Origin of the sequence: Streptomyces sp. NPDC053750, from assembly GCF_044544295.1 — a bacterium.
Taxonomy (GTDB): Bacteria; Actinomycetota; Actinomycetes; order Streptomycetales; family Streptomycetaceae; genus Streptomyces.
In genome coordinates, this window is the sequence record NZ_JBITXB010000010.1 from 304,220 (window position 1) to 330,717 (window position 26,498).

Annotated in this window: 24 protein-coding genes and 1 pseudogene; 9 read left to right on the plus strand and 16 right to left on the minus strand. The window is 73.1% G+C overall.

The features are described 5' to 3' along the window. Positions 1-68 precede the first annotated feature (68 nt). From ligD to ACIGO6_RS27355, 3 genes are read right to left on the minus strand one after another with little or no spacing between them, the layout of a single operon-like run. Positions 69-1,022: a non-homologous end-joining DNA ligase gene (gene ligD / locus ACIGO6_RS27345; protein WP_399880771.1), complete on the minus strand. Its 954-nt coding sequence runs from the start codon at positions 1,020-1,022 to the stop codon at positions 69-71. Then, complete coding sequence (locus ACIGO6_RS27350) at positions 1,019-2,866, minus strand: transketolase (protein WP_399880774.1); 1,848 nt, start codon at positions 2,864-2,866, stop codon at positions 1,019-1,021. The genes ligD and ACIGO6_RS27350 overlap by 4 nt, the downstream gene beginning before the upstream one ends. Next, on the minus strand, positions 2,863-4,716 hold the full coding sequence (locus ACIGO6_RS27355) for an FAD-dependent oxidoreductase (protein ID WP_399880776.1): 1,854 nt from the start codon (positions 4,714-4,716) through the stop codon (positions 2,863-2,865). Before ACIGO6_RS27355 ends, ACIGO6_RS27350 begins: the two co-directional genes overlap by 4 nt. A 165-nt stretch (positions 4,717-4,881) precedes the next feature. Here ACIGO6_RS27355 and ACIGO6_RS27360 point away from each other — a divergent pair, with 165 nt between their 5' ends. Then, positions 4,882-5,844: an LLM class F420-dependent oxidoreductase gene (locus ACIGO6_RS27360; RefSeq protein ID WP_399880779.1), complete on the plus strand. Its 963-nt coding sequence runs from the start codon at positions 4,882-4,884 to the stop codon at positions 5,842-5,844. A 7-nt stretch (positions 5,845-5,851) separates the two neighbouring features. Here the strand turns inward: ACIGO6_RS27360 and ACIGO6_RS27365 are convergent, their stop codons facing one another. After that, entirely contained in the window at positions 5,852-6,298 is a 447-nt protein-coding gene (locus ACIGO6_RS27365; RefSeq protein WP_399880782.1) for a phage holin family protein, read from the minus strand. An 81-nt stretch (positions 6,299-6,379) separates the two neighbouring features. On the opposite strand from ACIGO6_RS27365, the gene ACIGO6_RS27370 reads away from it, so the two are divergent. After that, positions 6,380-6,727, plus strand: coding sequence for a VOC family protein (locus tag ACIGO6_RS27370; RefSeq protein ID WP_399880785.1), 348 nt, complete (start codon positions 6,380-6,382; stop codon positions 6,725-6,727). 18 nt (positions 6,728-6,745) lie between these two features. Here ACIGO6_RS27370 and ACIGO6_RS27375 read toward each other — a convergent pair whose 3' ends face one another. After that, the gene (locus tag ACIGO6_RS27375; RefSeq protein WP_399880787.1) at positions 6,746-8,731 is read right to left on the minus strand and encodes a DUF5107 domain-containing protein; all 1,986 of its coding nucleotides are present in this window, start codon (positions 8,729-8,731) and stop codon (positions 6,746-6,748) included. A 110-nt stretch (positions 8,732-8,841) separates the two neighbouring features. Here ACIGO6_RS27375 and ACIGO6_RS27380 point away from each other — a divergent pair, with 110 nt between their 5' ends. Continuing rightward, a complete protein-coding gene (locus ACIGO6_RS27380) occupies positions 8,842-9,189 on the plus strand; it encodes a DUF6204 family protein (RefSeq protein WP_399880789.1) in 348 nt (115 codons plus the stop codon). Here ACIGO6_RS27380 and ACIGO6_RS27385 read toward each other — a convergent pair. The 6 genes from ACIGO6_RS27385 to ACIGO6_RS27410 form a co-directional block, all read right to left on the minus strand. Then, positions 9,161-9,754, minus strand: a complete 594-nt coding sequence (locus ACIGO6_RS27385; protein ID WP_399880792.1) for a GNAT family N-acetyltransferase — start codon at positions 9,752-9,754, stop codon at positions 9,161-9,163. The genes ACIGO6_RS27380 and ACIGO6_RS27385 overlap by 29 nt on opposite strands. Before the next feature lie 31 nt (positions 9,755-9,785). Further along, positions 9,786-10,709 carry an LD-carboxypeptidase gene (locus ACIGO6_RS27390; RefSeq protein ID WP_399880795.1) on the minus strand — a complete coding sequence of 308 codons (924 nt, stop codon included), beginning with the start codon at positions 10,707-10,709 and terminating at the stop codon, positions 9,786-9,788. Between the two features lie 30 nt (positions 10,710-10,739). Next, positions 10,740-12,734, minus strand: a complete 1,995-nt coding sequence (locus ACIGO6_RS27395) for a prolyl oligopeptidase family serine peptidase (RefSeq protein ID WP_399880798.1) — start codon at positions 12,732-12,734, stop codon at positions 10,740-10,742. 19 nt (positions 12,735-12,753) lie between these two features. Beyond that, positions 12,754-14,088 (minus strand): M20/M25/M40 family metallo-hydrolase, encoded by a 1,335-nt coding sequence (locus tag ACIGO6_RS27400; RefSeq protein WP_399880801.1) that lies wholly within the window; start codon positions 14,086-14,088, stop codon positions 12,754-12,756. After that, entirely contained in the window at positions 14,081-14,914 is an 834-nt protein-coding gene (locus ACIGO6_RS27405; protein ID WP_399880804.1) for a M55 family metallopeptidase, read from the minus strand. Before ACIGO6_RS27405 ends, ACIGO6_RS27400 begins: the two co-directional genes overlap by 8 nt. A gap of 108 nt (positions 14,915-15,022) precedes the next feature. Continuing rightward, positions 15,023-15,481, minus strand: coding sequence for an ATP-binding protein (locus ACIGO6_RS27410; protein ID WP_399880807.1), 459 nt, complete (start codon positions 15,479-15,481; stop codon positions 15,023-15,025). 162 nt (positions 15,482-15,643) lie between these two features. Here ACIGO6_RS27410 and ACIGO6_RS27415 point away from each other — a divergent pair, with 162 nt between their 5' ends. Both ACIGO6_RS27415 and ACIGO6_RS27420 read left to right on the plus strand, forming a co-directional pair. Next, positions 15,644-16,498, plus strand: a complete 855-nt coding sequence (locus ACIGO6_RS27415; RefSeq protein WP_399880810.1) for a helix-turn-helix domain-containing protein — start codon at positions 15,644-15,646, stop codon at positions 16,496-16,498. Then, a complete protein-coding gene (locus ACIGO6_RS27420; protein ID WP_399880813.1) occupies positions 16,495-16,683 on the plus strand; it encodes a DUF397 domain-containing protein in 189 nt (62 codons plus the stop codon). Before ACIGO6_RS27415 ends, ACIGO6_RS27420 begins: the two co-directional genes overlap by 4 nt. A gap of 54 nt (positions 16,684-16,737) precedes the next feature. Here the strand turns inward: ACIGO6_RS27420 and ACIGO6_RS27425 are convergent, their stop codons facing one another. Continuing rightward, positions 16,738-17,064 carry a hypothetical protein gene (locus ACIGO6_RS27425; protein ID WP_399880815.1) on the minus strand — a complete coding sequence of 109 codons (327 nt, stop codon included), beginning with the start codon at positions 17,062-17,064 and terminating at the stop codon, positions 16,738-16,740. Between the two features lie 106 nt (positions 17,065-17,170). Then, positions 17,171-18,145, minus strand: coding sequence for an alpha/beta hydrolase (locus ACIGO6_RS27430; protein ID WP_399880817.1), 975 nt, complete (start codon positions 18,143-18,145; stop codon positions 17,171-17,173). 101 nt (positions 18,146-18,246) lie between these two features. Between ACIGO6_RS27430 and ACIGO6_RS27435 the strand changes: the two are divergent. Beyond that, a pseudogene (locus tag ACIGO6_RS27435) lies at positions 18,247-18,594 on the plus strand (TetR/AcrR family transcriptional regulator); the annotation flags it as partial. Positions 18,595-18,662: 68 nt separating this feature from the next. On the opposite strand, the gene ACIGO6_RS27440 reads toward ACIGO6_RS27435, so the two are convergent. Then, positions 18,663-19,253: a helix-turn-helix domain-containing protein gene (locus ACIGO6_RS27440; RefSeq protein WP_399880819.1), complete on the minus strand. Its 591-nt coding sequence runs from the start codon at positions 19,251-19,253 to the stop codon at positions 18,663-18,665. Between the two features lie 143 nt (positions 19,254-19,396). Between ACIGO6_RS27440 and ACIGO6_RS27445 the strand changes: the two genes are divergently transcribed. Continuing rightward, positions 19,397-20,383 (plus strand): alpha/beta fold hydrolase, encoded by a 987-nt coding sequence (locus ACIGO6_RS27445; protein WP_399880822.1) that lies wholly within the window; start codon positions 19,397-19,399, stop codon positions 20,381-20,383. A 22-nt stretch (positions 20,384-20,405) separates the two neighbouring features. Here the strand turns inward: ACIGO6_RS27445 and ACIGO6_RS27450 are convergent, their stop codons facing one another. Beyond that, the gene (locus ACIGO6_RS27450; protein ID WP_399880825.1) at positions 20,406-22,799 is read right to left on the minus strand and encodes an MFS transporter; all 2,394 of its coding nucleotides are present in this window, start codon (positions 22,797-22,799) and stop codon (positions 20,406-20,408) included. Between the two features lie 149 nt (positions 22,800-22,948). Next, positions 22,949-23,392: an SRPBCC family protein gene (locus ACIGO6_RS27455; RefSeq protein ID WP_399880828.1), complete on the minus strand. Its 444-nt coding sequence runs from the start codon at positions 23,390-23,392 to the stop codon at positions 22,949-22,951. Positions 23,393-23,554: 162 nt separating this feature from the next. Between ACIGO6_RS27455 and ACIGO6_RS27460 the strand changes: the two genes are divergently transcribed. Next, a complete protein-coding gene (locus tag ACIGO6_RS27460) occupies positions 23,555-24,625 on the plus strand; it encodes an Rv2578c family radical SAM protein (RefSeq protein WP_399880830.1) in 1,071 nt (356 codons plus the stop codon). A 146-nt stretch (positions 24,626-24,771) separates the two neighbouring features. Continuing rightward, the gene (locus ACIGO6_RS27465; RefSeq protein WP_399880833.1) at positions 24,772-26,355 is read left to right on the plus strand and encodes an alpha/beta hydrolase; all 1,584 of its coding nucleotides are present in this window, start codon (positions 24,772-24,774) and stop codon (positions 26,353-26,355) included. Positions 26,356-26,498 lie beyond the last annotated feature (143 nt).

Here is a 26,498-nt window from a genome sequence, read left to right on the forward strand (position 1 = left end):
ACCTCCCCCTCCGTGTGGCCGCAAGAGTGTTCGCCAAACCTCCGGAGGACCTCCGCATGTCGGGCGGCTCAGCCGCGCAGGGCGTTCAGCCGCCGCCGGGCGGGCCCCAGGGACCGGCCGCGGCTCATGAGCCCCTCCCAGGGCCGGGTGCGTGCCTGGTCGACGGCGTCCGCGATCGTCCAGCGGCGGGCGTGCAGCGCGGGGTCGTCCAGCTGGTCCCAGGAGACGGGAGTGGCCACGGGGGCGCCGGGCCGGGCACGGACGGTGAAGGGGGCGACCGCGGTCTGCGCGTAGGCGTTGCGCTGGATGTCCAGGTAGAGCCGGTCGCCGCGGTCCTTCTTGCGGACGGCGGTGGTGAGCCGGTCGGGGTGGGCCGCGGCCAGGACGTCGGCGACGTCCCGCGCGAACTCCCGCACGTCGTCGAAGTGCTGGTGTCCGGGCAGCGGCACGACGACGTGCAGGCCGCGGGAGCCGGTGGTCATGAGCCCCGAGGGCATCTTCAGTTCGTCGAGCAGCTCGCCCAGCAGTGCCGCGGCCCGTCGGACCGCCCCGAAGTCGTCGCCGGCCGGGTCGAGGTCGAAGACCATCCGGTCCGGCCGGTCGACCCGCCCGGCCCGGGAGAGCCAACGGTGCAGGGTGAGGGCGGCCTGGTCGGCGAGGTAGAGGAGAGTGGCGGTGTCGTCGCACACGGTGTGGCAGACGGTGCCGCCCTCCTTGTCCACCTCCACCCGGCTGATCCAGTCGGGATAGTGCGCCGGGGTGTTCTTCTGCATGAACCGCGGTCCGTCGACGCCGTCCGGATGCCGCTCCAGCATCAGGGGGCGGCCGCGCAGGTGGGGCAGCATGAAGGGGGCGACGGCCCGGTAGTAGTCGACGAGATCGCCCTTGGTGTACTCCGGTGTCTGCTCCTGCGTGTGCTCCTGGGCACCGTCGGTGTCCTCGGGGAACAGCACCTTGTCCGGCCGGTGGATCTCCACCGTGTGCCGGCCGGTCCGGACCGTGCGCACGGCGTCATCGCTCACGGGACGATCGCCTGCTCCACCAGCATCCGTCCGGCCGCCTCGATGGAGTCGGCGTCGATCCCGGCGGCGTGCAGTTCCTCGGCCGGGGTCGCGGAGCCCGGCATCGTCCCGACGGCGAGCCGGACCAGGCGTGGCACGGGCCGCCCGTCGCAGAAGGCGTCGACGACCGCGTCCCCGATGCCGCCCTCCTGACGGTGGTCCTCCACGGTCAGCAGACAGCCGGTGTCCTCGGCGGCCTGGCGCAGGGTGGCCCGGTCGACGGGCTTGACCGAGTACAGGTCGATCACCCGGATCCGGATGTCGTCCTGCCCGAGGGCGTCGGCCGCGGCGAGGGCCTCGTGCACGGTGACGCCGGCGGCGACGACGGTGAGCCGGTCGCGGTCGGAGGAGCGCAGCACCTTGCTGCCGCCGACGGGGAACTCCTCGTCGGGGCCGTAGATCACCTTGCTCCCGCCGCGCGAGGTGCGCAGATAGCGGATGCCCTCCAGGCCCGCCATCTCGGCGACGAGGCGGGCGGTCTGGTTGGCGTCGCACGGGTACAGCACCGTCGAGCCGTGGATCGCCCGCATCATCGCGAGGTCCTCCAGGCCCATCTGGCTGGGGCCGTCCTGGCCGATGGCGACGCCCGCGTGGGAGCCGACGAGGTTGATCCCGGAGCCGCTGACCGAGGCCATGCGCACGAAGTCGTGGGCGCGGGTCAGGAAGGCGGCGAACGTGGTGGCGAACGGCACCCAGCCGCGCGCCGCCATCCCGACCGCGGCGGCGACCATCTGCTGCTCGGCGATGTAGCACTCGAAGTAGCGCTCGGGGTGTTCCTTGGCGAAGAACTCGGCGCGGGTGGAGTCACCGACCTCGCCGTCGAGGGCGACGACGTCGCCGCGGGCGGTGCCGAGTGCGGCGAGCGCCTCTCCGAAGGCGTTGCGGGTGGCGACCTCGTCGCCCTTGTCGTAGCGGGGCAGCTCGATCTGCCCGGTGCCGGCCGAGTGCAGCGCCCGCGCGGACGGCGGCTCCTGCACCCGTACGGTCAGGTCGCGCGGGCCGCCCAGTTCGGCGATCGCCTCGTCGGCGTCCGGCAGTGGCTTGCCGTGCTGTCCCTCACGGTTCTCCACGGCCTCCACGCCCTTGCCCTTGAGCGTGCGGGCGATGATCGCGGTGGGCTGGCCCCGGGTGGACAGGGCCTCGCCGTAGGCGCGGTCGATGGCGTCCACGTCATGGCCGTCGATCTCGATCGTGTGCCAGTCGAAGGCCCGGAAGCGGCGCCCGTACGCGTCGAGGTCGTGACCGTGCCGGGTCGGGCCGCGCTGGCCCAGCCGGTTGACGTCGACGATCACGGTGAGGTTGTCGAGGCCCTCGTACCCGGCGTGCTCCGCGGCCTCCCACACCGAGCCCTCGGCCAGCTCGCTGTCGCCGCACAGCACCCAGACGCGGTAGTCGCTGTGGTCCAGTCGCTTGCCGGCCAGCGCGATGCCGACTCCGACGGGCAGCCCCTGACCGAGCGAACCGGTGGCCGTCTCGACCCACGGCAGCCGCTGCGGCGTGGGGTGTCCCTCCAGGCGGCTGCCCAGCTTGCGGAAGGTGAGCAGCTCCTCGTCGTCGATGGCCCCGGCCGCCTTGTAGGCGGAGTAGAGGAGGGGTGAGGCGTGGCCCTTGGAGAGGACGAAGCGGTCGTTGCCGGGGTGGGCGGGGCGCGCGAAGTCGTAGCGGAGGTGGTGGGCCAGGAGTACGGCCATCAGGTCCGCGGCGGACATCGAGGACGTCGGGTGTCCGGAGCCCGCGGCGGCGGACGTCCGTACGCTGTCGACGCGCAGCTGCTGTCCGAGGTCGACGAGTTCACCGGTGTTCATGAGTCTCCTTCCGTGGCACGGCCGTCGGAGCGCTTTACGGGGCCGGGGGCGATGTCGGGTCCGGGGGGCGGCTGGTTCGCGGGGGGTTCGGGTCCGGGGTCACCGGGCGGCACACCGGCGGCCCGGGTCGGCGCCGGGGCACCGCCGGCCCGCGGTTTCCCACCCGCCCCGGCCGGCCTCGCCGCCCTGCCGGACGGCTTGGCGCCCGAGGCTTTCCCACGCGCCCCGGCGGACGAGGGCTTGGCGCGCGCCCCCGTGGGGCGGGGTTCGGCGGGGACGCCGCCGGTGCGAGGCGCGTCGGGCCGCCCCTTGGCGGGCTCACCACCGCCCCGGCCTCGCGCAGGCTCACCACCCGGCTGGTTCCTGGCCGGCTGCCCCTTCGCGGGCTCACTACCGGGCTGGTTCTTGGCAGGCTCACCACCGGGCTGGTTCCTCGCCGGCTCACCACCGGGCTGCCCCTTCGCGGGTTCGCGAGGCGTGTGGTTCGTCGCTGTGGGCGGTGCGGCGGTCCGGGGCGCAACGGCGCGGTTCCCGCGGGGCTCCCCTCCACCCGGCACCCGCGCCAGCTCCGGCGACGCCGACTCCAGGGGGACGGATCCGGAGCGTACGAGGCCCAGCTGCACGGCCTGGCGGGGCAGGACCGCGTCGAGGATCCAGTCCGCGGCGACCCGTACGCGGTTGCCCGGCATCGCCGCCAGGTGGTAGCCGCGGGTGACCGCGCCCGCCGCCGGGCCGGACAGCGGGACACCGAGCGGGTTGGCGGCGGCCTTGGCGCCCCCCAGGTCCACGACGAACCCCATGTCCCGGTGGCGGTAGACACGCCGCTCCCCGAGGCCCAGCGACGCTGCGACGTTCTGGGCGCAGACCTTGCCGTGCCGCCACGCGTGCTGCGCGGTCATCGGCGTGTACTGGCCGGGCCGGTCCAGGTCGGGCACCGCCGCCACGTCACCGCACGCGAACAGCTCGGGCCGCCCCGGCACCTGGAGGTGCGGGTCGACGAGGAGCCGGCCGCGTTCCATGGGCAGCCCCAGGGACTCCACCAGCGGGTCGGGCCGTACGCCCACGCACCACACCAGCGTGCGGGTGTCCACGGTCGTACCGTCGGTCAGCAGGACCCCGTCGTGCGTGGCCTCCTTCACGGAGGTCCCCATGCGCACGTCGACGCCCCGCTGCCGCAGCACCCGCTCGGCGGTGCGGGACAGCCGTTCGTCCAGCTCCGGCAGCACCCGTTGCGCCACATCCAGCAGCATCCAGCGCGGCCGCATGCCGGTCCGCATCGGATGCCTGCGCACCTGCGCCTCGGTGTACATCTGACCGTGCGCGGCGACCTCGGTGCCCGTGTAACCGGCGCCCACCACGACGAAGGTGCACCGGGCGGCGCACTCCGCGCGATCGCCGGTCGCGGCGGCCAGCTCCACCTGCCGCGTCACGTGGTCACGCAGGTACAACGCCTCCGGCAGCCCGCGGAAGCCGTGGGCGTGCTCGGCGACGCCGGGGATGGGCAGCAGCTTGTTGACGCTGCCCGCGGCGAGCACCAGCCGGTCGAAGCGCAGGCTGCCCTCGCCGCCCTCCGGGTCCGTGTAGTGCACGGTGTGCCCGTCGAGGTCGACGCCGTCGGCCTCTCCCAGCACCAGCCGGACGCGCGGCAGCGTGCCCGACAGGGACACGCTGACCCGGCGCGGTTCCAGGATGCCGGCGGCGACCTGCGGCAGCAGGGGCAGATAGAGGAAGTAGTCGGTCGGGTTGAGCAGGGTGATGTCGGCCTGGTGCCGGGTGAGCCGGGACAGGGTGCGGGCCGTCCGGTACCCGGCGAAGCCGGCACCGACGATCACGATGCGGGGTCGGCTCACGGTTCGCCTCCGGGCTGTCGCGTACCTCGTGAGCCTTCCGCGTCCCCTGGGCCGGGGCGCCCAAACGTTCGCGGGGGACGCCGCGACGCCGCCGGTTGTCCCCCGTACGCCCGGGTACTCGGCCCCGGACCCACTCACCCGCTCCCTGTCCGGAGGCAACCCCCCATGCCCGAGTACGGCTACTTCCTCTCGTGCGAGCAGTACGGTCCCGCGGAGCTGATCGAGCAGGCCCGGATGGCCGAGCAGGCCGGATTCCAGGCCCTGTGGATCTCGGACCACTACCACCCCTGGAACGGCGAGCAGGGGCAGAGTCCCTTCGTGTGGTCGGTGATCGGCGCCCTCTCCGAGGCGGTGTCCCTGCCCGTCGAGACGGCCGTGACCTGCCCGACCGTGCGCATCCACCCGGCGGTGGTGGCCCAGGCGGCGGCGACCTGCGCGGTGATGACGGACGGCCGCTTCCGGCTCGGCGTCGGCACCGGCGAGGCGCTCAACGAGCACATCTTCGGCGACGCCTGGCCGGCCGCGCACGTACGCCTGGAGATGCTGGAGGAGGCCATCCTCATCATGCGTCGGCTGTTCACCGGCGAGGAGGTCAACCACCACGGCACGCACTACACGGTGGAGAACGCCCGCCTGTACACCGTCCCGGACGAGCCCGTCCCGATCGACATCTCCGGCTTCGGCCCGGCGGCGACCAAGCTGGCCTCCCGGGTGGGCGACGGCTACATCACGATGATGCCGGACCCGTCGATGGTGGAGCAGTACCGCAAAGGAGGGGGCGGCGGAAAGCTGGTCAGCGGGGGCACGAAGGTCTGCTACGACACGGACCGGGAGGCGGCCGTACGGACCGTGCACCGGCTGTGGGCCAACGAGTTGCTGCCCGGCGAGCTGGGCCAGGTGCTGCCCTCGCCGAAGCACTTCGAGCAGGCGCAGACCCTGGTCACCGAGGACATGGTCCGGGGCAACCGGGTGTGCGGCGACGACGTGGACGAGCATGTCGCGGAGTTGAAGGAGTTCGCCGACGCAGGCTTCGACCGGATCTACGTCAACCAGATCGGCCCCGACCTGCGCGGCTTCTTCGACTTCTACCGCACCAAGGTGCTGCCGCAGCTCCAGCAGGAGTCCTGACGGGCCGTCAGTCGCGGCCGTGCGACCACTGGGGGTCGACGTCGTCCTGGCGCGGCGCCGTCGCGCCCGGTGGCGTTGGCGGCATCGGCGGGTACGGCCGGCCGGGTCCGTTCGACGGCGCGCCGGCCGTCGCGTCACCACCGACGGCGGGCCCGCGCGCGGTCCCCGGCCGGGCCGCACCGCGCAGCAGGTACGCCACGACGCCCAGGAGGGCGGCCGTGATCAGCGCGGCGGCCCAGTCGGGCAGGCCGACGGCGAGGGCCAGTCCCACGGCGAGCGCGAGGGCGGCGCCCGCGTACAGGGCGGCGGCACCGGACGCGGCGTACAGCGTCGCCTTGCGGCGCTGCTTGCGCGTCTGCTCCCGCAGCTCGTCGCGCACGGTCTCGCGTGCCACCTGCGCCAGTTCGTCGACCAGATGCTTGTCCAGGTGTTCCAAGTGATCCATGCGGTCCATACGGTGCGGGTACCCGTGCGGCGAACTTCCATGGCCCGGACGGTGAGTGCGCCCCCGCCACCCCCAACTAGGCTCGTCCGCATGGACATTCTGGGAGCCACACTGCGTATCTATGTCGACGACCTGGACAAGGCGATCCCCTTCTACGAAGGTCTGGCCGGCGGCCGGGCCCTGCGCTTCGAGCGCGGCGGTGTCGAAGTCGCCGCCGTCGGCTGCTTCCTGTTGATGAGCGGGCCCGAGTCCCAGCTCGAGGTGTTGCGCAAGGTCGCGGCGACGATCGCCGTGACGGACGTCGAGGAGACCCATCGTGTGCTCGCCTCGCTCGGCGCGGACATCATCGCGGGCCCCGTCCCGACGCCCGCGGGCCGCAACCTGATCGCGCGGCACCCGGACGGCGCGATCTACGAGTACGTGGACCGGCGGGCGTAGCGGCGGGCCGGGCGGGGCTCACTCCCCGTCCGGCCGCATCCTGAAGTCGTGCCGGGCCGGGAGCGGTTCGTCACCGAGCCGGGCCCACAGCCGGCCGAGAATCTCGTCGCCCTCGCGCAGGTCGGCGACCTCGAAGCCCTCGTCGAAGACGGCCCGCGCCTGCGTCTTGCGGCCCTCGGCGGCCAGCAGCGCCGCCTCGGTCAGCCGGAACCGGCCGCGGGCCCGGGCGGCGGGAGGCAGCCGCTCCCAGACGGCACGGGCATCGGCCGTGCGTCCGGCCGCGAGCAGCTCCCCGATCGCCTCACGGCCGAGCGCGGCGGCGACGGCCGTCCACCTCCCGTCGCCGCTCCCGTCCGAGTCCCGCGACGCGTCCGGCACCCACGCGCACAGGTCGTCGAAGGCCTCCGCGTACCGGTCGGCGGCCCGCTCCCGGTGCCCGTCCTCCTGGTCGGCGACGGCGAGGCAGCGCAGCAGCGGCCAGCGGACGGTGGCGTCCTTGAGACCGCGCTCCCAGCTGCGCACCGCCTGCGCGCGGTCGCCTTCGTGCCACTGGGCGACACCGAGGTGGTACTCGGCGACGGGCGTCGCCGCCGTGGTCTCCAGCATGTCGCGCCAGGGCCGGGCGACCAGCGTGCCCCCGGGCGGGGCGTGGTGGTCGGGCTCGGGCAGCGACCCCGCGTGCAGGAGGTGCAGCCAGGGCCGCTGCTCGTCTTGGAGGGTGGCCTCGTCGAAGGGGGTACCGGGCAGTTTCCAGCCCGTGCGGAGCACTTCGAGGGCGCCCCAGCCCGATCCGGTGGCCAGGCGCTCGCCGGGCTCGTCGTCGGCGTGGGGCAGCCACGCCGCGTACGCCGCGTCCACGTCGGCGCGCGGCAGGGCCGTCTCCAGCTGCTCCTCCGCCCCGCGCAGGACGCCGTGCCACTCCCCCTCGGGGTCGGCGTCCAGCGGCCCGTACGCCTCCAGCCAGGACACCTCGCTCTCCGCCTCCAGCTTCACGTGCTCCAGCTGGGTGCGGGCGAGGCCGGCCTGGATCTCGCAGTAGCCGCCGGTGCCGGGCTCGGTGAGCCACTCCTGCCAGCGCCGCCCGCCGGGCCCCGTGCCCCACACGAACAGCTTGCGGCCGCGCAGCACGTCGGTCGACGTCTGCACCAGCCCGTGCCCGTGCTCGTCGAGCGCGGCGATCCAGCGGCGCCGGCCGTCCGGCACCTCGTAGAAGTAGTCGGCGGCGTACGTGCTGTTGCGCGGGTACGTCCGGTCGGCTCCGTCGTACGACGGCACGGGCACGCGGCGCAGCCGGCGTTCGTAGCCGAAGAGCCAGGCCTCGTCGGCCGGGGCGAGGACACGCCGTTCCTCGGGCACGGCGATGTTGGACCACCAGTACGTCGGCACCGGGCGCTCGTGCGGATTGCGGATCCGGACGCCGACGTGGAGGAAGTCGGAGCCGTCCGGCAGCCACAGGTCGACCTGGAAGGGCAGGTCGCGCAGCCGCTCCCACTCCCACAGGCGCAGCATCTCGCCGCCGTCGGGGGCGGGCACGCGGGCGGCGTGCACGGGTGAGCAGGAGAGGGTGGTGTGGCCGGTGGCGCCGATGTTCCATTCGATGCCGCCGGAGAACCAGGCGCCGTTGAGGGCGAAGTTGGCGGGCTGGAACACCGGGTTGACGTAGAGGAGTTCGCGGTCGGTCGGCTTGTGGTGGAGGGAGGCGATGCGGCCGCCGAGGGCGGGCAGGACGGTGGCCCGCAGCCGGTCGTTCTCGATCACGAGGGCGTCGACCTCACGGGGCTCGCGCACCCGGTCGTAGCCGTCCCGGACCCGCACCGGCAGCAGGCTGCGCAGCGGCTCGTAGTCGACCTGGCGGGCCATGTCGCGCGGCAGGCCGGCCCGGTCGCGGTCGTCGATGCGATGGGCCTCGTCCAGGGGGCGCAGCGGCGGCAGGGGGTTGTCCGGTCCCAGCGGCGCGGCGGGCAGGGTCAGTACCTCACGTCGGATCGTCGTCACGGTCCCCATGGAAGCCGTTCGCGGGCACCCTGAACAGGGCGCCCACGGATATTCGATGGGCGGCGCCCGGGAGCCGACGTAGAGTCGGGCGGTCGGCGGCATGCGCGAAGGAGCGACACGTGAGTGAGCAGCACACCTACCGGGTGATCGTCCGGGGCACCTGGGAGGGGCTGACCGAGGAGTCCCGTTCCCGGTTGCTCGCCGAGGCCGCCGACCACGGGATGGCGAGCATGCGGTTCACCGAGGAGGGCTCGCTGTCCTACGAGGCGTCGCCGCTGAAGCACTTCTCGATGCGGTACGTGGTGGTGTCGGACGCGGCGGACAGCGAGGAGATGGCCGGCGCGATCGCCGAGGACCGGGCGGAGACGACGCTGCGCGGACTCGGCCACGGGTTCCGCGATCTGCGGTCGACGGTGACGGACCTGGACACGATGAAGATCAACCGGAAGTCACGGACTCGGCGGTGATCGCCCACCGCTGGTGGTCGCGCCAGGCCCCGTCGATGTAGAGCATCCTCGGCGAGAAACCCTCCAGGCGGAAGCCGCAGGCGCGGGCCAGCCCGATCGAGGCGGCGTTGCCCGGCTGCACGTTGATCTCCAGCCGGTGCAGCCGCATGGGTCCGAACGCGTGGCGCACGACGAGGTCCAGCCCTTCGCGCATCAGCCCGCGCCCCGCCGCGTGCGCGAAGGCGCCGTAGCCGAGCGCCCCGCAGAGGAAGCCGCCCTCGACGATGTTGTTGATGTTGACGAACCCGGCGATGGAGCCACCGTCCGGCCCGTCACCGCGCACCCCGTCCCCGTCCGTGGCCGTGTCCTTCACGCACACCAGGAACCCGGCCTTGGTGGGGTCCTCGATGAGCCGGCTCGCGTAGGCCTCGTACGCCTGGATGCTGTCCGGCGGGAAGAGCCACGGGTGGTGCAGGTCCTTGCTCTCCCGGGCCCGGGCGGTGAACTCGGCGCCGTCCTCGTAGGTGAAGTGCCGTACGCCCACGCGTGGGCCCTCGGCGAGGTGGCGGGATGCGTTGTGCGGCATTCGCCCAGCCTACGACGCGAGGCCCGCCGGGTCAGCGCAGCGCGGGCCGGTCCAGTGTCAGGGTGCTCGCGTCCGCGTCGAGTTCCGCCGTCACGCCGAAGGGCACCGTCAGCGCACCCTCGCAGTGCCCGAAGCCGAACTCCTCGACGACCGGCACGCCGAGGCCGCCGAGCCGGTCGGCCAGCATCGGCCGCAGCCGCTCGTAGGGCCCGCACTCCTGCCACGACCCGAGCAGCACCCCGGCGACCCCGTCGAGCCAGCCGGCGCGCAGCAACTGGGTGAGGTAGCGGTCCAGCCGGTACGCCTCCTCCCCCACGTCCTCCAGGCACAGCAGCCCACCGCGCGCGGAGGGACGGGCGTGCGGGGTGCCCAGTTCGGCGGCGAGCAGGGCGAGGCAGCCGCCGAGGGTGACGCCCCGCGCCCGGCCGGGGACCAGCGGGGTGCCGCCGGAGGCGACCACGCGGACCGTCTCGGGCGCGAACAGGGTGGCCTTCAGGTGTTCCTGCGCCCGCGCGTTCTTGAGGAAGTCGACGCCCGCGGCCATCGGCCCGTGCAGGGTGACCAGGCCCAGTCGGGTGGCGAAGGCCTCGTGCAGCGCGGTGATGTCGCTGAAGCCGACGAAGACCTTCGGTCCGGCCGCGCGCATCGCCTCCCAGTCGAGCAGGTCGGTCATGCGCTGGACGCCGTACCCGCCGCGGGCGCACAGCACCGCGTCCACGGACGGGTCGCACCAGGCGGCCTGGAGGTCGGCGGCCCGGTCGGCGTCCGTGCCGGCGAGGTAGTCGAAGGTGGCGTGCCGGTCCAGGACGTGCGGGGCGACGACCGGGTCGAGGTCCCAGCCGCGCAGCACGTCCAGGCCCGCCTGCAACCGCTCCTCGGGCACGGGCCCGCTGGGCGCGACGACGGCCACCCGGGCGCCGGGGGCGAGCCGGGCGGGCCGGATCAGGTCTTTCACTGGGGCAGGTCCTTCACTTGTTCAGGCGCTTCACTCGGTCAGCTCCAGGGTCGGGACGCCGCGTGGGCTCAGGCCGAAGGTCTGGGCGTAGAGGGAGAGTTCGGCCTCCAGGGCGCGCACCATGGTCCCGGCCCGGCGGAATCCGTGTCCCTCGCCCTCGAAGGCGAGGTAGGCGTGCGGCACGCCCCGGCCGGCCATGCGGGCGAGGAACCGCTCGCACTGCACAGGCGGGCAGATCACGTCGTCCAGCCCCTGGAGCAGCAGGAACGGCGCGGTGACACGGTCGGCGTGCTCGGCGGGCGACCGCTCCACGTACCGGGCGGGCACCTCGGCGTACGGGCCGATGAGGCTCTCCAGGTACTGCGACTCGAAGTCGTGGGTCTCCCCCGTGCCCCAGCCGGTCAGGTCGAGGATCGGGTAGATGACGGTGCCGCAGGCGTAGACGTCGGTGGTGGTCAGCGAGGCGGCGGCCGTCCAGCCGCCCGCGCTGCCGCCCCGCACGGCGAGCCGCTCCCGGTCGGCGGTGCCCTCGTCGGCGAGGGCGAGCGCGACGGCGGCGCAGTCCTCGACGTCGACCACGCCCCACTGTTCGCGCAGCCGGTTGCGGTACTCCCGGCCGTGTCCCGTGGAGCCGCCGTAGTTGACCTCCGCGACACCGATGCCGCGCGAGGTGAAGTAGGCGATCTCCAGGTCCAGCACCAGGGGCGAGCGGCTGGTGGGACCGCCGTGCGCCCAGATGACGTACGGCGCCCGCTCACCGTCGGGGGCGACACAGTCGGGGTGGTGCGGCGGGTAGACGTGGGCGTGGATGTCGCGGCCGTCGGGGCCGGTGAAGGTGCGGATCTGCGGCTCGGGGTAGTACGCCGGGTCCACGGCGTCCTCGTGGGCGGCGCCGATCGCGCGGGCCCGGCCGGTACGGGTGTCCAGCTCGACGACCTCGTAGGAGCGGTGCGGGCCGGCGCCGACACCGACGATCCTCCCCGACCCTCCGGGCGGGGGGACCCCCATCTCGCTTCGCTCGCCGTGGGCAGCGAGGGTGCCCGCGAACTCGGTCCAGGGCCCCACCGCGTCGACGACCTCGCCGGTCTCCGGATCGAGTATCCCGAGAACGGCGGCGCCACGGCCGTGCACGACGGCGACCAGGCCGCTGTCCAGCGGGGCGAACCAGCGCTGGCCGAGCTTCCACAGCGGCCCGCCGAACTCCTCGTCGCGGGCGCACAGCGGCTGCCCGTCGCGGTAGAGGTTCCACCAGCCGGTGCGGTCGGAGGCGTACAGCAGCGCGCCGTCGGGGGCCCACTCCACCTGGGCGACCGACTCCTCGGGCCCGCCCGCGACGGTCCGCGCGTCCCGGAACGTGCCCTCGGGGCCGATGTCGGCGACGAGCAGCTCGGTGCCGTCCCAGGGCATGCGCGGATGGTCCCAGGCGAGCCAGGCCGCGCGCCGGCCGTCGGGTGAGACGCGGGGCCCGGTGACGAACCGGTGCCGGTCGTCGGTGAGCTCGCGCACCGCGTCCCGGTCCTCGGCCGCCGAGCCGTCCAGCGGCACCGCCGCCAGGACCCGGCGCACATCGGTGGGTCCGTCGCCGGTGAACTCCTCCAGCACGCACCACACCTCCCCGCGTTCGGGACGCAGGTCCGGCTCCACCCAGCGCAGCCCGCCGCCCACCGGGGAGAGGGGCGTCAGCGGGCGCGGCTCGGCGCCGCCCGGCTCGTGGGCGTACAGCCGCTGGTCGGCGAAGTTCACGAAGACCAGCAGCGGACCGGTGTCGGTCATGAGCGCGGCCCAGGGCCGACCGCCGTACTCGATGACGCGGCTGCGCACGTTCCACGGCGCGGGCAGCACCGGCTCCTCGGTGCCGTCGGAGTGCCGCCGCACCAGGGTGCGCCGGCCGCCCTCGGTGGGCCGGGGCGCGGTCCACCAGACCTCGTCACCGACGAAGCCCACGTCCTCCGGGCGCCCGTCGTGTGCGGCGGCGAGCGCCGCGTCGATGGGCGACGGCCACGATCCGTACGCGAGGGTCTGCACTGTCTCCCCCACTCCTTCCCTAGGCGGTGCGCAGGAACCGGTCGAGGAGGTGGACGCCGAAGTGCAGTGCCTCGACGGGGACGCGTTCGTCGACGCCGTGGAAGAGGGCCTGGTAGTCGAAGCCCTCGGGCAGTCGGAGCGGCGCGAAGCCGTAGCCGGTGATGCCGAGCCGCGAGAACTGCTTGGCGTCGGTGCCGCCGGACATGCAGTACGGCACCACGTGCCCCTCGGGGGCGAACTGCTCGACGGCGGCACGCATCCGGGCGTACGTGGGCGAGTCGACCGGCGCCTGGAGGGCGACCTCGCGGTGGGCGAACTCCCAGTCCACGTCCGGTCCGGTGAGCCGGTCGAGGGTGCTGCGGAACTCGTCCTCGCAGCCGTGCAGGAACCGCCCGTCGACGTACGCGACGGCCTCTCCGGGGATGACGTTGACCTTGTAGCCGGCGTCCAGCATGGTCGGGTTGCTGCTGTTGCGGACGGTGGCCTCGACCAGCTGGGCGGCGGGTCCGAGCTTGTCCAGCAGCGCGTCGACGTCGTGCAGGTCGGTCTCGATGCCGTAGACGGCGGCGAGTTCGGTGAGGGCGGCGCGCACGGTCGGGGTGAGGCGCAGCGGCCACTCGTGGTCGCCGATGCGGGTGATCGCCGCGGCGAGCCGGGTGACCGCGTTCTCCCGGTTCACCTTGGAGCCGTGGCCGGCCCGTCCGCGCGCGGTGAGCTTGAGCCAGCCCGTGCCGCGTTCACCGGCGGCGATCGGGTAGAACTGCCGGCCGGCGCCGTCGTGGAAGGTGAACGCCCCGGACTCGCTGACCCCTTCGGTGCAGCCCTCGAAGAGCGCGCCGTGCCGGTCCGCGAGGAAGCCGGAGCCGTCCTCGGCGCTGGCCTCCTCGTCCGCGGTGAACGCGAGCACGATGTCCCGCCGGGGTCGTACGCCCTGCCGGGCCCAGTCGCGCACGACGGCCAGGATCATCGCGTCCATGTTCTTCATGTCGACCGCGCCGCGCCCCCACACGACGCCGTCGCGGATCTCGCCCGAGAACGGGTGGACGCTCCAGTCGGCGGCCTCGGCGGGCACCACGTCCAGATGGCCGTGCACGAGCAGCGCGCCGGCCGACGGGTCGGTGCCCGGGATACGGGCGACGACGTTGGTGCGGCCCTTGGTGCGTTCCAGCAGCGTGGGTTCGATCCCCGCCTCGGCGAGGCGCGCGGCGGCGTACTCGGCGGCGGGGCGCTCCTGGCAGTCGCCGCCGCCCCGGTTCGTCGTGTCGATGCGGATGAGCTCGGAGGTGAACCGGACGACCTCGTCCAGTGCCTGCGCGTCCACGCCCTCGGACGTGCTCCCTGCGTGCTCAGCCATACTGCTCCTCCACGGCGGCCGAGGCGATCGTGGTGACCGCCTTGAAGGTACGGATCGCCTCGAACATGGTGTCCTGCGTGTACGCCACCTTGCGCTCGCCGATGCGGGCCACGCCCGGCACGACGGTCGAGGCCGCCGCCAGGTGCTCGGCGTCGAACTCCACGGCGACGGTGAACGGCCCGCCGCTCACCGGTTCGTACCGCACCGCGAGCGCCGCGGCCTCCTTGGCCGCCGCCCGGATGTCGGCGGCGGTCCTGGCCGGCGTACGGCACACGGCCGCGTAGCGCGAGACATGGTCCTTGACCGCGACCTTCAGCGCCTCGGGCGCGTACCCGAGCGCGTCCTCGCAGGCCACGTCGTCCCCGGTGACCAGCACGACCGGCACCCCGTACTCGGCGACGACGTGTGCGTTGAGCAGACCCTCACTGGCCCGTACGTCGTTCAGCCACACGCCGGTGATCTGGTTGGCGAGGTAGGTGTGCGCGAGGACGCCCTCCATGCCTGCGCCCGCGTGGTACCCGATGAACGCGATGCCGTCCACGTCGCCGTGCTGGACGCCCTCCACCATGGACAGCGCCTTGTGCCGTCCGGTGAGCATCTGCGTCCGCTCGTCGAGCTGCTCCAGGAGCAGGTTGCGCATGGTCCAGTGGGCCTCGTTGACCAGCACCTCGTCGGCACCACCGTCGAGGAAACCCAGCACGGCGGCGTTCACGTCCGAGGTGAACATCGACCGGCACCGCTCCCACTGCGGCGTGCCCGGCAGCACGTCGGCCGGCCAGGTGACACCGGTGGCGCCCTCCATGTCGGCACTGATGAGGATCTTCATGCGGATGACGCTACATGCCACCGAATGCGCTGGCCAGGGGCCACACAGCAGCCATAGGTCTGTACCGCTGACATCAGTTCCACGAGGTCCGGGCAGGCACCGGCGGCCTCAACCGGGCAGGTCCAGTTCGGCGACGACCGTCTTGCCGACGGGGACGCGGTCCAGGACCTCCCAGCGGTCGGCGAGCGCTTCCACGAGGACCATGCCCCGGCCGGTCTCCACGAGCGGCGGGGGCGCGGTGCGGACCGCCCCCGGGGCCGGAGGCCTGTGCTCGCCCCGGGTGTCGGAGACCTCGATGCGCAGCGTCCGGCCGAGGAGCTTGACGGCGACCTCGAAGTCCCGGCCCGGGACACGGCCGTGCGTGACGGCGTTGGCGGCCAGCTCCGCGACGAGCAGAGCAGCGGTGTCGGACGCCTCGCAGCAGTGCGGGACGCCCCAGGCGTCGAGTTGGTGCAGCGCGAGGCGGCGGGCGAGGCGGGCGCCTCGCGGGGTGGAGCTGAACCGCTGGGTGAACACACGTACGGTAACGGGTTCTTGACGGGTCGCGGGAGCGGACGGTGGTGTCATGCGCCCAATCTGGCGGTGTCTCCGGCCCGTTCGCCAGCGGCAACCCGCGTACGCAGCGTCAGCGTACGCGCACATTCGGTAGACAGTACGCGTCACTCGGCGTGACGATGGAGCCCAGTCAGAAGCAGTGGGGCGTGGCGGGTGCGCGGGAGGTGGGCGACGGTGGCCTACGAGAACACGGACGGCGGGGCGGGCGCGGGGAGTTGCGGCGAGCCCGGAACCTCGGACAGCTTGCGTACCTTCGGCGCGGTTGTCCAGGCCCTACGAGAACACGCGGGCCTGAGCCGGGAGGAGTTCGCCGGGCTGGTCCGCTTCTCGAAGCACACGGTGGCCTCGGTGGAGCAGGGCCGCCGGATGCCGGACCGGGACTTCGTGGAACGCGCGGAGGCGGCAACCGGCAGTACCGGCGCGCTGCGCAGGGCCGCGCCGCATCTGTCACGGCAGGCGGGGCTGGCGAGTTGGTTCCGGCAGTGGGCGCGACTGGAGACTCGGGCGGTGACCCTGTGGACCTACGAGTGCCGAGTCGTTCCCGGCCTGCTCCAGACCGAGCGGTACGCGCGAGCGGTGACCGAAAGCGTGCCGCCCGTGAAGGACGAGGAGCAGGTGGCCGAGCAGGTCGCGGCCCGGCTGGAGCGCCAGCAACTGTTCGAGCGCAGGCCGGCGATCGCGTTCAGCTTCATCATCGAGCAGGCGCTGGTCGAGCGCGGTACCGGAGGACCCGACGTGACGCGGGAGCTGCTCGACAGCCTCCTGGCGCGATCCCTGCGGTTCAACGTCGAGTTGCAGATCATGCCGCGACACCAGCCGGACCATGCCGGGTTCGACGGGACGTTGATGCTCCTGGAGGCCCCGGACAACAAGTGGTTCGGCTACGCGGAGGGTCAGCGCGGCGGGATGCTGATCTCGGACCCGAAGGAGGTCAGCATCATGCTCCAGCGGTATGCCAGACTGCGCTCACAGGCTCTCACCTCCGAGGACTCCAGGGGCCTGCTGAAGCAACTGCGAGGAGCGCTATGAGCAGCATCGATGAACGGGCTTGGTTCAAGAGCAGCTACAGCGGTTCCGACGGTGACGCCTGCATCGAGGTGGCGCACGGCGCGCAGGCGGTGCACGTCCGGGACTCCAAGGACCGGCGGCGCCCCGAGCTCGCCCTCTCCCCCACCGCGTGGCGCGACTTCGTCGGCCACGCCGCCCAGGGCTGACCTGCACGCACCGCAGCGCCCCGTACCGGATCCGTCCGGTACGGGGCGCTGCGGTCAGGTGACGTGGATGCGGTCCACCAGGATGTCGCTGGCGTCGGCGCCCGACCCCTTGCCGCCCATGTGGACGGCCGCGCTGCCGCGCATGTACGGGAAGGCCACCTTGGGCCTTCTGCCGTCGGGGACGGCGGCGCGGGCAGCGGGCGGAACGGGAACCCCGGGCGCCACCGGCGGCACCTCCACCTCCACCGGCGGCTCCGGATCAGCCTCGGGCACCGGTGCCACCACCGGCGGCTCGAACACCTCGGCGCCGGGCGGCAGCCTCGCCTCGACCGGAGTCACCGTGGGCTCGGCCGTCGCACTCGCGGCCGCCCTGCTGGCCACGGGATGGTTCCTGTACCGCCGCAACCGAACGACGGGCTGACTCCCGTACGGTCCTCCGTCGCCGGAAGCGGCGGAGGGCCGTACGGTGGCGGCATTTGACGGCCGATCAGCTGTCGTGGAGGGCCGTTCGCAGCGCGTCGACGGCGAGTTTGCGGGCGACATTGGCGGCGCGGGTGTCGCGCAGGCTGTCCAGGAGCAGGAAGTCGTGCACCATGCCCGCCACCCGTACGGACGTGACGTCCACGCCGGCCTCACGGAGCCTGTTGGCGTACTGCTCGCCCTCGTCGCGCAGCACGTCCGCCTCGTCGGTGACGACCAGGGTGGTGGGCAGCCCCCGGAGCTGATCCAGGGATGCCCGGAGCGGGGAGGCGTACACCTCGGTGCGCTGGGAGTCGTCGCTGGTGTAGGCGTCCCAGAACCACTTCATGCCGTCGCGGGTGAGGTAGTAGCCCTCGGCGAACTGCAGGTAGGACGGCGTGTCGAAATCGGCGTTGGTCACCGGGTAGAGCAGCACCTGCGCCTTGAGGTCGATACCGCCGCGCTCCTTGTTCATCAGCGCGAACACCGCGGACATGCAGCCGCCCACCGACTCGCCGGTGACGGCGACGCGGGACGTGTCGAGTCCGTGCTCCGCACCGTGCGCCATGACCCACCGGCCCACGGCGTAGTTCTGCTCGACCTGGGTGGGGTACTTCGCCTCCGGCGCACGGTCGTAGACGGGGAAGACGCCCGCCGCCCCGGCGCCGACGGCGAGTTCGCGGAAGAGCCGGTCGTGGGTCTTCTCGTCGCCGAAGACCCAGCCCGCGCCGTGGATGTAGAACACCACCGGCAGCGGCCCGCTCGCGCCCTTGGGCCGGATGATGCGGGTACGGACCGTGCCCCACTCGCCGGCGTCCACGTCGACCCATTCCTCGTCGACCTCGGGCCGGGGCACGCCCTGGTCGCTCTGCAGGCCGAGCAGGATGTCGCGGCCCTTCTCCGGAGGGACCTCGTAGATCCGCGGGTGGGGGTCCGTGGCCTCACACAGCTCCTTCGCGGCGGGCTCGAGGTAGGGGGTGATCGGAGGGGGGAGATCGGTCATGTCCACTCCAGTTCAGGGAATCCATGCCGCGTTCCATGGTTGATGCCCCTCATGTCCGCTGCAACCCGTGCTTGCGACCCACCCCGCACACGGTGTGGCCCATGCCGCAGGACACGTATCACCACGGCGACCTGCGCGCCGCCTGTCTGCGGGCCGCGCGTGAACTCCTCGAAGAGGACGGCAGCTCGGGCCTCTCGCTGCGCGCGGTCGCCCGGCGCGGGCGAGGTCTCGGCCACGGCCCCCCACCGCCACTACGCCGACCGTGACGCGCTCGTCTCCGCGGTGGCCGCCGAGGCCACCGCGAACTCGCCGGGCACCTGGCCGGGGCCCGTCCGGCGCCCTCGACACCCGTCGGACTCGCCGCGGTCGCCGTCGCCCACGTCCGGTTCGCCCTGGACCACCCGGCCCCGTTCCGGGCCGTGTTCGCCGAGCCCTGCGACCCGACCACGCGCTGTTCCACGCGTCCCCGGCGACGGCGCGGACGGCGACCGGGCAGTAAGCGGTCCAGGTGGACTGATCACCCCTGGTGCGGGGTCCGCGGCCGCAGTCGTTCTCCCTGCGGACCGAACAGGATCAGGTACTCGACCGGCCCGCCGGGGCCGGCGTTCGCGACGCCGTGCAGGGTGCGGGTGTCGAACTCGGCGACGTCCCCGGCGGTCAGGACGAGATCCTGGTCGCCGAGCGCGAGCCACAGGCGCCCGTACAGCACGCACAGCCACTCGTAGCCCTGGTGGGAGGTCTGCCGGGGCCGCGCGGGCACCTCCTCGACGGCGGGCAGCACGTGCTTGTGGGCGTGCAGGCCGCCGACGTACCGGGTGAGCGGCAGCACCGCCTTGTCGTCCCCGAAGCGGTGCAGCGGCGTGCTGCGGCGCGCGGGGGCGGGGGCGATACCGGCCAGCTCGTCCAGGGAGACGCCGTACTCCTTCGCCAGGCACAGCACGACCTCCAGGGTGGGCTTGCGCCGGCCGGTCTCGATCCGCGACAGCGTGCTCGGCGAGATGCCGGTCGCACGGCTGACACCGGCGAGCGTGGCGCCGCGCCGCTCGCGCGCGGCACGCAGTCTGGGCCCCATCGCCGCCGGCGTGCCGTCCAGGTCGTCGCCCGCCACCCTTCCCGCTCCTTCCCACCGCACCGCTCAACCGCCCTGTGCTGCGATCTTGCCAGACTGGCAACGCCGATCGCGTCGGAAGGCCGTCGCGCCGCATGATCGACAGGAGGCCGCGTCCCCGCCCGCGAACCGAGGAGAAGCCCATGCAGTCCGAAACGACCGCCGAGTTCCGCCACCGCACCGTCGAGAGCCCGGCCGGGCGCCTGCACCTGGTCGAGCAGGGCACCGGCCCGCTGGTCCTGCTCGTGCACGGCTTCCCCGAGTCCTGGTACTCCTGGCGCCGCCAGCTCCCGGCCCTCGCCGCCGCCGGCTACCGGGCGGCGGCGATCGACGTGCGCGGCTACGGCCGCTCCTCCAAGCCGACCGCGACCGACGCCTACGGCATGCTCGACCTGGTGCAGGACAACGTCGCCGTGGTGCACGCCCTCGGCGAGGAGAGCGCGGTGGTCATCGGCCACGACTGGGGATCCAACATCGCCGCCACCTCCGCCCTGCTCCACCCCGAGGTCTTCCGCGCCGTCGCCCTGCTGAGCGTCCCCTACGCGCCACCCGGCGGCCCCCGCCCCACCGACGTCTTCGGCCGGATCGGCGGCCCCGAGCAGGAGTTCTACGTCTCCTACTTCCAGGAGCCCGGCCGCGCCGAGGCGGAGATCGAGCCCGACGTCCGGGGCTGGCTCGCCGGCTTCTACGCGGCGCTGTCCGCCGACACCATGCCCGCCCCGAACGAGCCCGACCCGCACTTCGTCACCCGCGGCGGCCGGCTGCGCGACCGCTTCCCCGCAGGCAGGATGCCCGCCTGGCTGAGCGAGCACGACCTCGACCTCTACGCCGCGGAGTTCGAGCGCACCGGCCTGACCGGCGCCCTCAACCGCTACCGCAACATGGACCGCGACTGGGAGGACCTCGCCTCCCACCGCGGAACCCCGATCAAGCAGCCGTCCCTGTTCATCGGCGGCACCCTGGACGCCTCCACCACCTGGATGGCCGACGCCATCGACGCCTACCCCACCACCCTCCCCGCCCTGTCCGCCTCCCACCTGCTGGAAGGCTGCGGCCACTGGATCCAGCAGGAACGCCCCGCCGAGGTCAACCGCCTGCTGACCGACTGGCTCACCGCCCTCGAGGACTGAACCGGACGGTGGCCGGCCCGTCTCAGTCCTCGTGCCCGAGCTGGAGGTCGCGCTCCGTGCGGCCACCGCCGGCCACCTGGAGCACGGTGGCGACGGGCGGGTAACCGGCGGCGATGACGGTGTACTCGCCGGACGACAGGTCGACGAACCGGAACGTGCCGTCCGGCCCGGTGGTCAGCGTGTCCACCACGTTGCCCGCCGCGTCGAGCAGCGTCACCCGCGCGTCCTCCACGGCCCGCCCGCCGCCGGCGCGCACGGTGCCGCGCAGGACCGCGCCCCCGGCCAGCTCGACGTCCTGGCGGGTCTCCCGGGCGGCCTGGACGCTGACCGGCAGCGCGGCCGGACGGAAGGCGGGGGCGCTGCCGGCGAGGGTGTACTCGCCGGCCACCAGCTCGGTGATGACGTAGCCGCCCTCCCGGCCGCTGCGGGTGGTGGCGACGACCTCGCCGTGGACGTTGGTGAGGGTGACCGTCGCGTCGCGTACGGGGCTGCCGTCCGCGGTGAGGACGCTGCCGGCGAGACGGCCGGCGCCGCCGAGGACCACGTCCAGTTCCACCGGGCGTTCGCCGACGGTCACGGAGACCGCCTGCGGCTGGTGACCACCCGCGGCGGCGATCAGGACGTACGCCCCGGAGCCGGGCGTGGCCAGCGCGTACCGTCCGTCGTCGCCGCTGGCGCCGCGGCCGATCTGCTGTCCGCCGACGTCGATGAGGGTGAGTGCCGCGCGGGGCACCACCGTGCCGTCGGGGTGCTGCACCGTGCCGCAGACCGGGATGCCGGCGGCGTACGGCGATCGGGCCTGCGGGACTTGGCCGGTGGGCTGCGTGATTTCCGGCTCGGTGGTGGGGGCGTTGTGGGACACCAGGGGTTTCTCCTTGAGGAAGAAGGCGATGAGCAGCCCGAGGACGAGCACCGGCACCAGGTAGAGGAAGATCCGCGGCATGGCGTCGGCGTACGCCCCGATGTAGGCGTCGCGCAGCGCCGGGGGCAGGGAGTGGACGAGCTGGGGGGTGACGGCTTCGGCGTCGGGCAGTCCGGCGCCGGCCTCGGCGGGGAGCCGGTCGGCCAGTGCGTCGGTGAGCCGGTCGGCGAAGAGCGTGCCGAAGACGGCCGCGCCGACGCTGCCGCCGATCTGACGGAAGTAGTTGTTGGCGCTGGTGGCGGTGCCCAGGTCGGCGGGGCGCACGGAGTTCTGCACGGCGAGGACCAGGACGGGCATGACCATGCCGATGCCGGCGCCGAGGACGGCCATCCAGATGCTGTAGTGCAGCCGGGGCGTGTCCGCGTCGAGCCCGGACAGCAGCCACATGCCGACGACGGACAGGGCGCTGCCGAGGATCGGGTGGGACCGGTAGTGCCCGGTACGGCTGATCATCTGTCCGGAGATGATCGAGGCGCCCACGATGCCGCCCATCATCGGCAGCATCAGCAGGCCGGACTCGGTGGCGGTGGCGCCGTCGACCATCTGCAGGAAGGTCGGCAGATAGCTGGCGGCGCCGAACAGGGCGACGCCGATGACGAGGCCGACCAGGCCGGTGATGTTGAAGACGGAGTCCCGGAACAGCCGGAGCGGGATCAGCGGCTCGGGCGCGAAGTGCTCGGCGACCAGGAAGAGGAGGGTGGACCCGGCCGCGCCGGCACCGAGGCCGACGATGACCTCCGAGTCCCAGGCGTACTCGGTGCCGCCCCAGCTGGTGAGCAGCACCAGGCAGGTGGAGGCGGCGGCGAGCAGCAGCGCGCCGAGGACGTCCAGGCGGGGTTTGGCCGTCGGCTTGGGCAGCTTCAGGACCACGGCCACGACGGCCATGGTGACCAGTCCGAAGGGCACGTTGATGTAGAAGCACCAGCGCCAGGAGAGGTGGTCGGTGAAATAGCCGCCCAGCAGGGGGCCCGCGACCGAGGCGAGCCCGAAGGCGGCGCCGATCAGACCCATGAACCGGCCGCGCTCGCGGGGCGGCACGATGTCCGCGATGATCGCCTGCACGCCGATCATCAGGCCGCCCGCGCCGACGCCCTGCACGGCCCGGAAGGCGATCAGCTGGTCCATGGTCTGCGCCCGGCCGGCGAGTGCCGAGCCGACGACGAACACCAGGATGGCGAACTGGAAGACACCCTTGCGCCCGAAGAGGTCACCGAGCTTGCCGTAGATCGGCAGTCCGACGGTGGAGGTGAGCAGGTAGGCGGTGATCGCCCAGGACATCTTGTCCAGGCCGTGCAGCTCTCCGACGATCTTCGGCAGCGCCGTGGCGACGATCATCTGCTCCAGCGCGGCGAGCAGCAGCGCCAGCATCAGCCCGACGAAGACCAGCCGCACCCGGCGCGGGCTCAGCCCGGCCCCCGGCTCGGGTGCGGGGGGCTCGGGTGGCGCCGGGGGTGCGGTGGCCGGTTCGTCCTGCACCAGAGTGATCCCGCCCACGTACCGCTCCCCTCGTCACACCTGCTCACAATTGCCACCTGGGGCGACAACTACGAACAACTGCGACGAGTTACGGCATACGGCCGGATCTCACGGACATCACTCGAACCGGTGAGGGGCCCAACAGGCCCCACAGAACTGCCCTTTGGCTACTTCTCGACCTCGGCGGCGAGCTTGGCGAGCACCGCGTCGTAGATCCGGGCGAGCCCCTTGGGGGCGAAGGTCTTCTCGAAGAAGCCACCGACACCGCCCGCGCCCTGCCACGTGGTGACGACGACCACCCGGGACTTGCCCTCACCGGCCGGGGTGACCCGCCAGGTGGTGACCATGGAGGAGTTGCGGTCCTTCTCGACCAGTTCGCCGTCGGCCGGCTCGGTGACCTCCAGCAGACAATCGCGGATGCGCTTGCTGGTGGCCTGGAGCTTCCAGTGCACGAGGGTGCCCTCGCCGTCGCCGCCCTCGCGGACCTCGTACTCACTGAAGTGCTCCGGCAGCAGCCTCGCGCGCGTGCCGCTGTAGTCGGCGAGGGTGTCGAACACCGTCTCCGCGTCCGCCGCGACGATTCGCTCCGTCGTCGACTCGACCTGCGCCATCGGGTCCCTCCAGGGCCTGGTTCCAAGGGTTCGGGGCAAGCCAACCACCCCGCCGCACGGCCACCAAATCCGGGGGCGTGAAGCGGCCCCGTGCGACGGGGCCGCACGATCAAGGGAACAAGTGTTCTATTGTGGCGTTCGCAGCACTACCGAGGAGGCGCCATGCGCTGGGACAACCTCACGGACTCCGACCACGCCCGGGTCGCCGACCCCGCGCTGTTCGGCGCGGACGCGGTCACCACCCGCACGTTCGACATGCCCGAGTTCCGCGGCATCACCTTCCACGAGGTGCGGGCCCGTTCGATCCTCAACCGGGTGCCGGGGGCCTCGCGCATGCCGTTCGAGTGGACGGTGAACCCCTATCGGGGCTGTACGCACGCGTGCGTGTACTGCTTCGCCAGGAAGACGCACAGCTACCTGGACCTCGATACCGGACTCGGCTTCGACTCCCAGATCGTCGTCAAGGTGAACGCGCCCGAGCTGCTGCGCCGCCAGCTGGCCTCGCGACGCTGGCAGGGCGAGCACGTCGCGATGGGCACCAACGTCGACTGCTACCAGCGGGCCGAGGGCCGCTACCGGTTGATGCCGGGCATCATCACGGCGCTCACCGAGCGGGCGAACCCGTTCTCGATCCTCACCAAGGGCACGCTGATCCTGCGCGACCTGGACCTGCTGACCCGCGCGGCGCGCGTGACGGACGTGGGGATCTCGGTCTCGGTCGGCTTCACCGACCGCGAGCTGTGGCGCACCGTGGAGCCGGGCACGCCCGCGCCGGAGCGCCGCCTGGAGGTCGTGCGCACTCTCGGCGAGCACGGCATCGGCTGCGGTGTCCTGATGGCGCCGGTCATCCCGTTCCTGAGCGACGAGCCGGCCCAACTCCGCGCGACCGTGCGGGCCGTCGCCGCCGCGGGCGCCACGTCCGTGACGCCCCTGGTGCTGCATCTGCGGCCGGGCGCCCGGGAGTGGTTCATGGCCTGGCTCGCGCAGCACCACCCGCACCTGGTGCGCCGCTACGAGCGGCTGTACGCGGAGGGGGCCTACGCCCCGAAGTGGTACCAGCGCCGGATCACGCGTCAGGTGCACGATCTGGCCCGGGAGTACGGGATCGGCCCCACGCGCGCGGGGATGCCGCGCAGGTCCGGTGAGCCGGAGCGGCCGGACCGGGCCGGGCCCGGCGTGTCGGGGCCGGCCGCACCCACGGCGTCCGAGCCGGTCCAACTTTCGTTGATCTGACAGCGCCCGGGCGCATTCGAGGGCATCCGGCGACCCAATCGGGTCAAGTATGAACAGAACGCGTTCCTCCGGGGGCGCTCCCCGGGACGATGCGGCGAGGACCGCGACCCACGCGGACCGCAGCCTCTCCGTCCTGGGAGGACTCCATGAGACAACGCGCAGCCGTGCTGTGCGGGGCCGCCGTCATCGCCGCCGGGGCCGTCACGGCCGTGCCCGCCGGGGCGAGCGCGCTCCCTCCCGCGGGCACGCCGCACGCCGCGGCACCCAGCTGGAAGAAGTGCGGCACGAACGACTACCCGACGCTCCAGTGCGCGTCGCTCGAGGTGCCGCTCGACCACGCACGCCCGAACGGCAGGCGGATCACGCTGGCGCTGTCCCGCATCCCGCACACCGCGGCGAAGTACCAGGGGCCGCTGCTGGTCAACCCCGGGGGCCCCGGCGGCAGCGGGCTGACGCTCGCCGGGTTCGTGGCGTCCTCGCTGCCGAAGAAGGTGGCCGCCCAGTACGACGTCATCGGCTTCGACCCGCGAGGCGTGGGCCGGAGCAAGCCCTCCCTGGACTGCAGGCCGGGCCACTTCTCCGCGGTGCGCCCCGACACCGTGCCGGCCGCCCCGGTCGTGGAGCAGGCCAATCTCACGCGCGCCAAGGCCTTCGCCGACGCCTGTGCCAAGAAGTACGCGGACGTGCTGCCGTACATCGACACGGTCAGCGCCGCCCGGGACCTGGACGTGATCCGCAGGGCGCTCGGCGCCAAGAAGATCAACTATTTCGGCTACTCGTACGGCACCTACCTGGGCGCCGTCTACGCCAAGCTCCACCCGGACCGGGTGCGGCGCCTGGTGCTGGACTCCGTCGTCGACCCGATCGACGTCTGGTACGACGCCAACCTCAACCAGGACCTCGCCTTCAACGACCGCCACCGCGCCTTCCTGGCCTGGGTCGCGCGGCACGACGCGACGTACGGCCTCGGCAGTGCCCCGGAGCGGGTCGAGGCGCGGTGGTACGCCATGCGGAGCGCGCTGGCGAAGAAGCCGGCCGGCGGCAAGGTCGGCGCCGCGGAGCTGGAGGACACCTTCATTCCCGGCGGCTACTACAACGGCTACTGGCCCCATCTGGCGGAGGCGTTCGCGGCGTACGCGAAGGGCGGGGACGCCGGCCCGGTCGTCGAGGCGTACGAGAACTTCGGGGCCGTGGACGCCTCCGGCGACAACGGCTACAGCGTCTACACCTCGGTGCAGTGCCGGGACGCGGGCTGGCCGCGGGAGTGGAGCCAGTGGCGCAGCGACAACTGGGGCGTGTACGGGAAGGCGCCGTTCATGGCCTGGAACAACGCCTGGTACAACGCGCCGTGCGCGTTCTGGCCGACGGCCCCGCGCCAAGCCGTGGACGTGGCCAACAACGAGCTGCCCCCGGCGCTGCTGTTCCAGGCGACCGACGACGCGGCCACCCCCTACGAGGGCGGCGTCACCGTGCACCGGCTGCTGAGCGGCTCCCGCCTGGTGGTCGAGGAGGGCGGCGGGAACCACGGCATCACGCTGAGCGGCAACAGCTGCCTGGACAAGCACCTGGCCTCGTACCTGACCGACGGCACCGTGCCGCGCGGCGACGGCGGCGGTGAGGCGGACGCGGTGTGCGCGGCGCTGCCCGGTCCGGAGCCGCTGCAGTCCAAGGCGGCGTCCACGGCCTCGCGCGGCTCGGCGCTGCACGGGCTGCTCGGGTTCCGCGGGTAGTCGCCGCTCCCGCCCCCGTCCGGCGAACCGTCGGGGGCACGGGGGGCGTTGATGCTCCTATTGCTGTCAAGCGGCTTGAAGCCAGTCGCGGTAGGCGTGGGTGAGGTCGTCGTCCCTGCTGAGTCCTCGTTCGAGTCTGGAGA

Bases quoted from the DNA above. Each gene is read 5' to 3' on its own strand.
- ACIGO6_RS27420 (WP_399880813.1), top strand. From the start codon at position 16,495: ATGAGCAGCATCGATGAACGGGCTTGGTTCAAGAGCAGCTACAGCGGT.
- ACIGO6_RS27385 (WP_399880792.1), bottom strand. From the start codon at position 9,754: ATGCCGCACAACGCATCCCGCCACCTCGCCGAGGGCCCACGCGTGGGC.
- ACIGO6_RS27360 (WP_399880779.1), top strand. From the start codon at position 4,882: ATGCCCGAGTACGGCTACTTCCTCTCGTGCGAGCAGTACGGTCCCGCG.
- ACIGO6_RS27365 (WP_399880782.1), bottom strand. From the start codon at position 6,298: ATGGACCGCATGGATCACTTGGAACACCTGGACAAGCATCTGGTCGAC.
- ACIGO6_RS27430 (WP_399880817.1), bottom strand. From the start codon at position 18,145: ATGACCGATCTCCCCCCTCCGATCACCCCCTACCTCGAGCCCGCCGCG.
- ACIGO6_RS27460 (WP_399880830.1), top strand. From the start codon at position 23,555: ATGCGCTGGGACAACCTCACGGACTCCGACCACGCCCGGGTCGCCGAC.
- ACIGO6_RS27370 (WP_399880785.1), top strand. From the start codon at position 6,380: ATGGACATTCTGGGAGCCACACTGCGTATCTATGTCGACGACCTGGAC.
- ACIGO6_RS27455 (WP_399880828.1), bottom strand. From the start codon at position 23,392: ATGGCGCAGGTCGAGTCGACGACGGAGCGAATCGTCGCGGCGGACGCG.
- ACIGO6_RS27350 (WP_399880774.1), bottom strand. From the start codon at position 2,866: ATGAACACCGGTGAACTCGTCGACCTCGGACAGCAGCTGCGCGTCGAC.
- ACIGO6_RS27405 (WP_399880804.1), bottom strand. From the start codon at position 14,914: ATGAAGATCCTCATCAGTGCCGACATGGAGGGCGCCACCGGTGTCACC.
- ACIGO6_RS27410 (WP_399880807.1), bottom strand. From the start codon at position 15,481: ATGACACCACCGTCCGCTCCCGCGACCCGTCAAGAACCCGTTACCGTA.
- ACIGO6_RS27375 (WP_399880787.1), bottom strand. From the start codon at position 8,731: ATGGGGACCGTGACGACGATCCGACGTGAGGTACTGACCCTGCCCGCC.
- ACIGO6_RS27445 (WP_399880822.1), top strand. From the start codon at position 19,397: ATGCAGTCCGAAACGACCGCCGAGTTCCGCCACCGCACCGTCGAGAGC.
- ACIGO6_RS27400 (WP_399880801.1), bottom strand. From the start codon at position 14,088: ATGGCTGAGCACGCAGGGAGCACGTCCGAGGGCGTGGACGCGCAGGCA.
- ACIGO6_RS27465 (WP_399880833.1), top strand. From the start codon at position 24,772: ATGAGACAACGCGCAGCCGTGCTGTGCGGGGCCGCCGTCATCGCCGCC.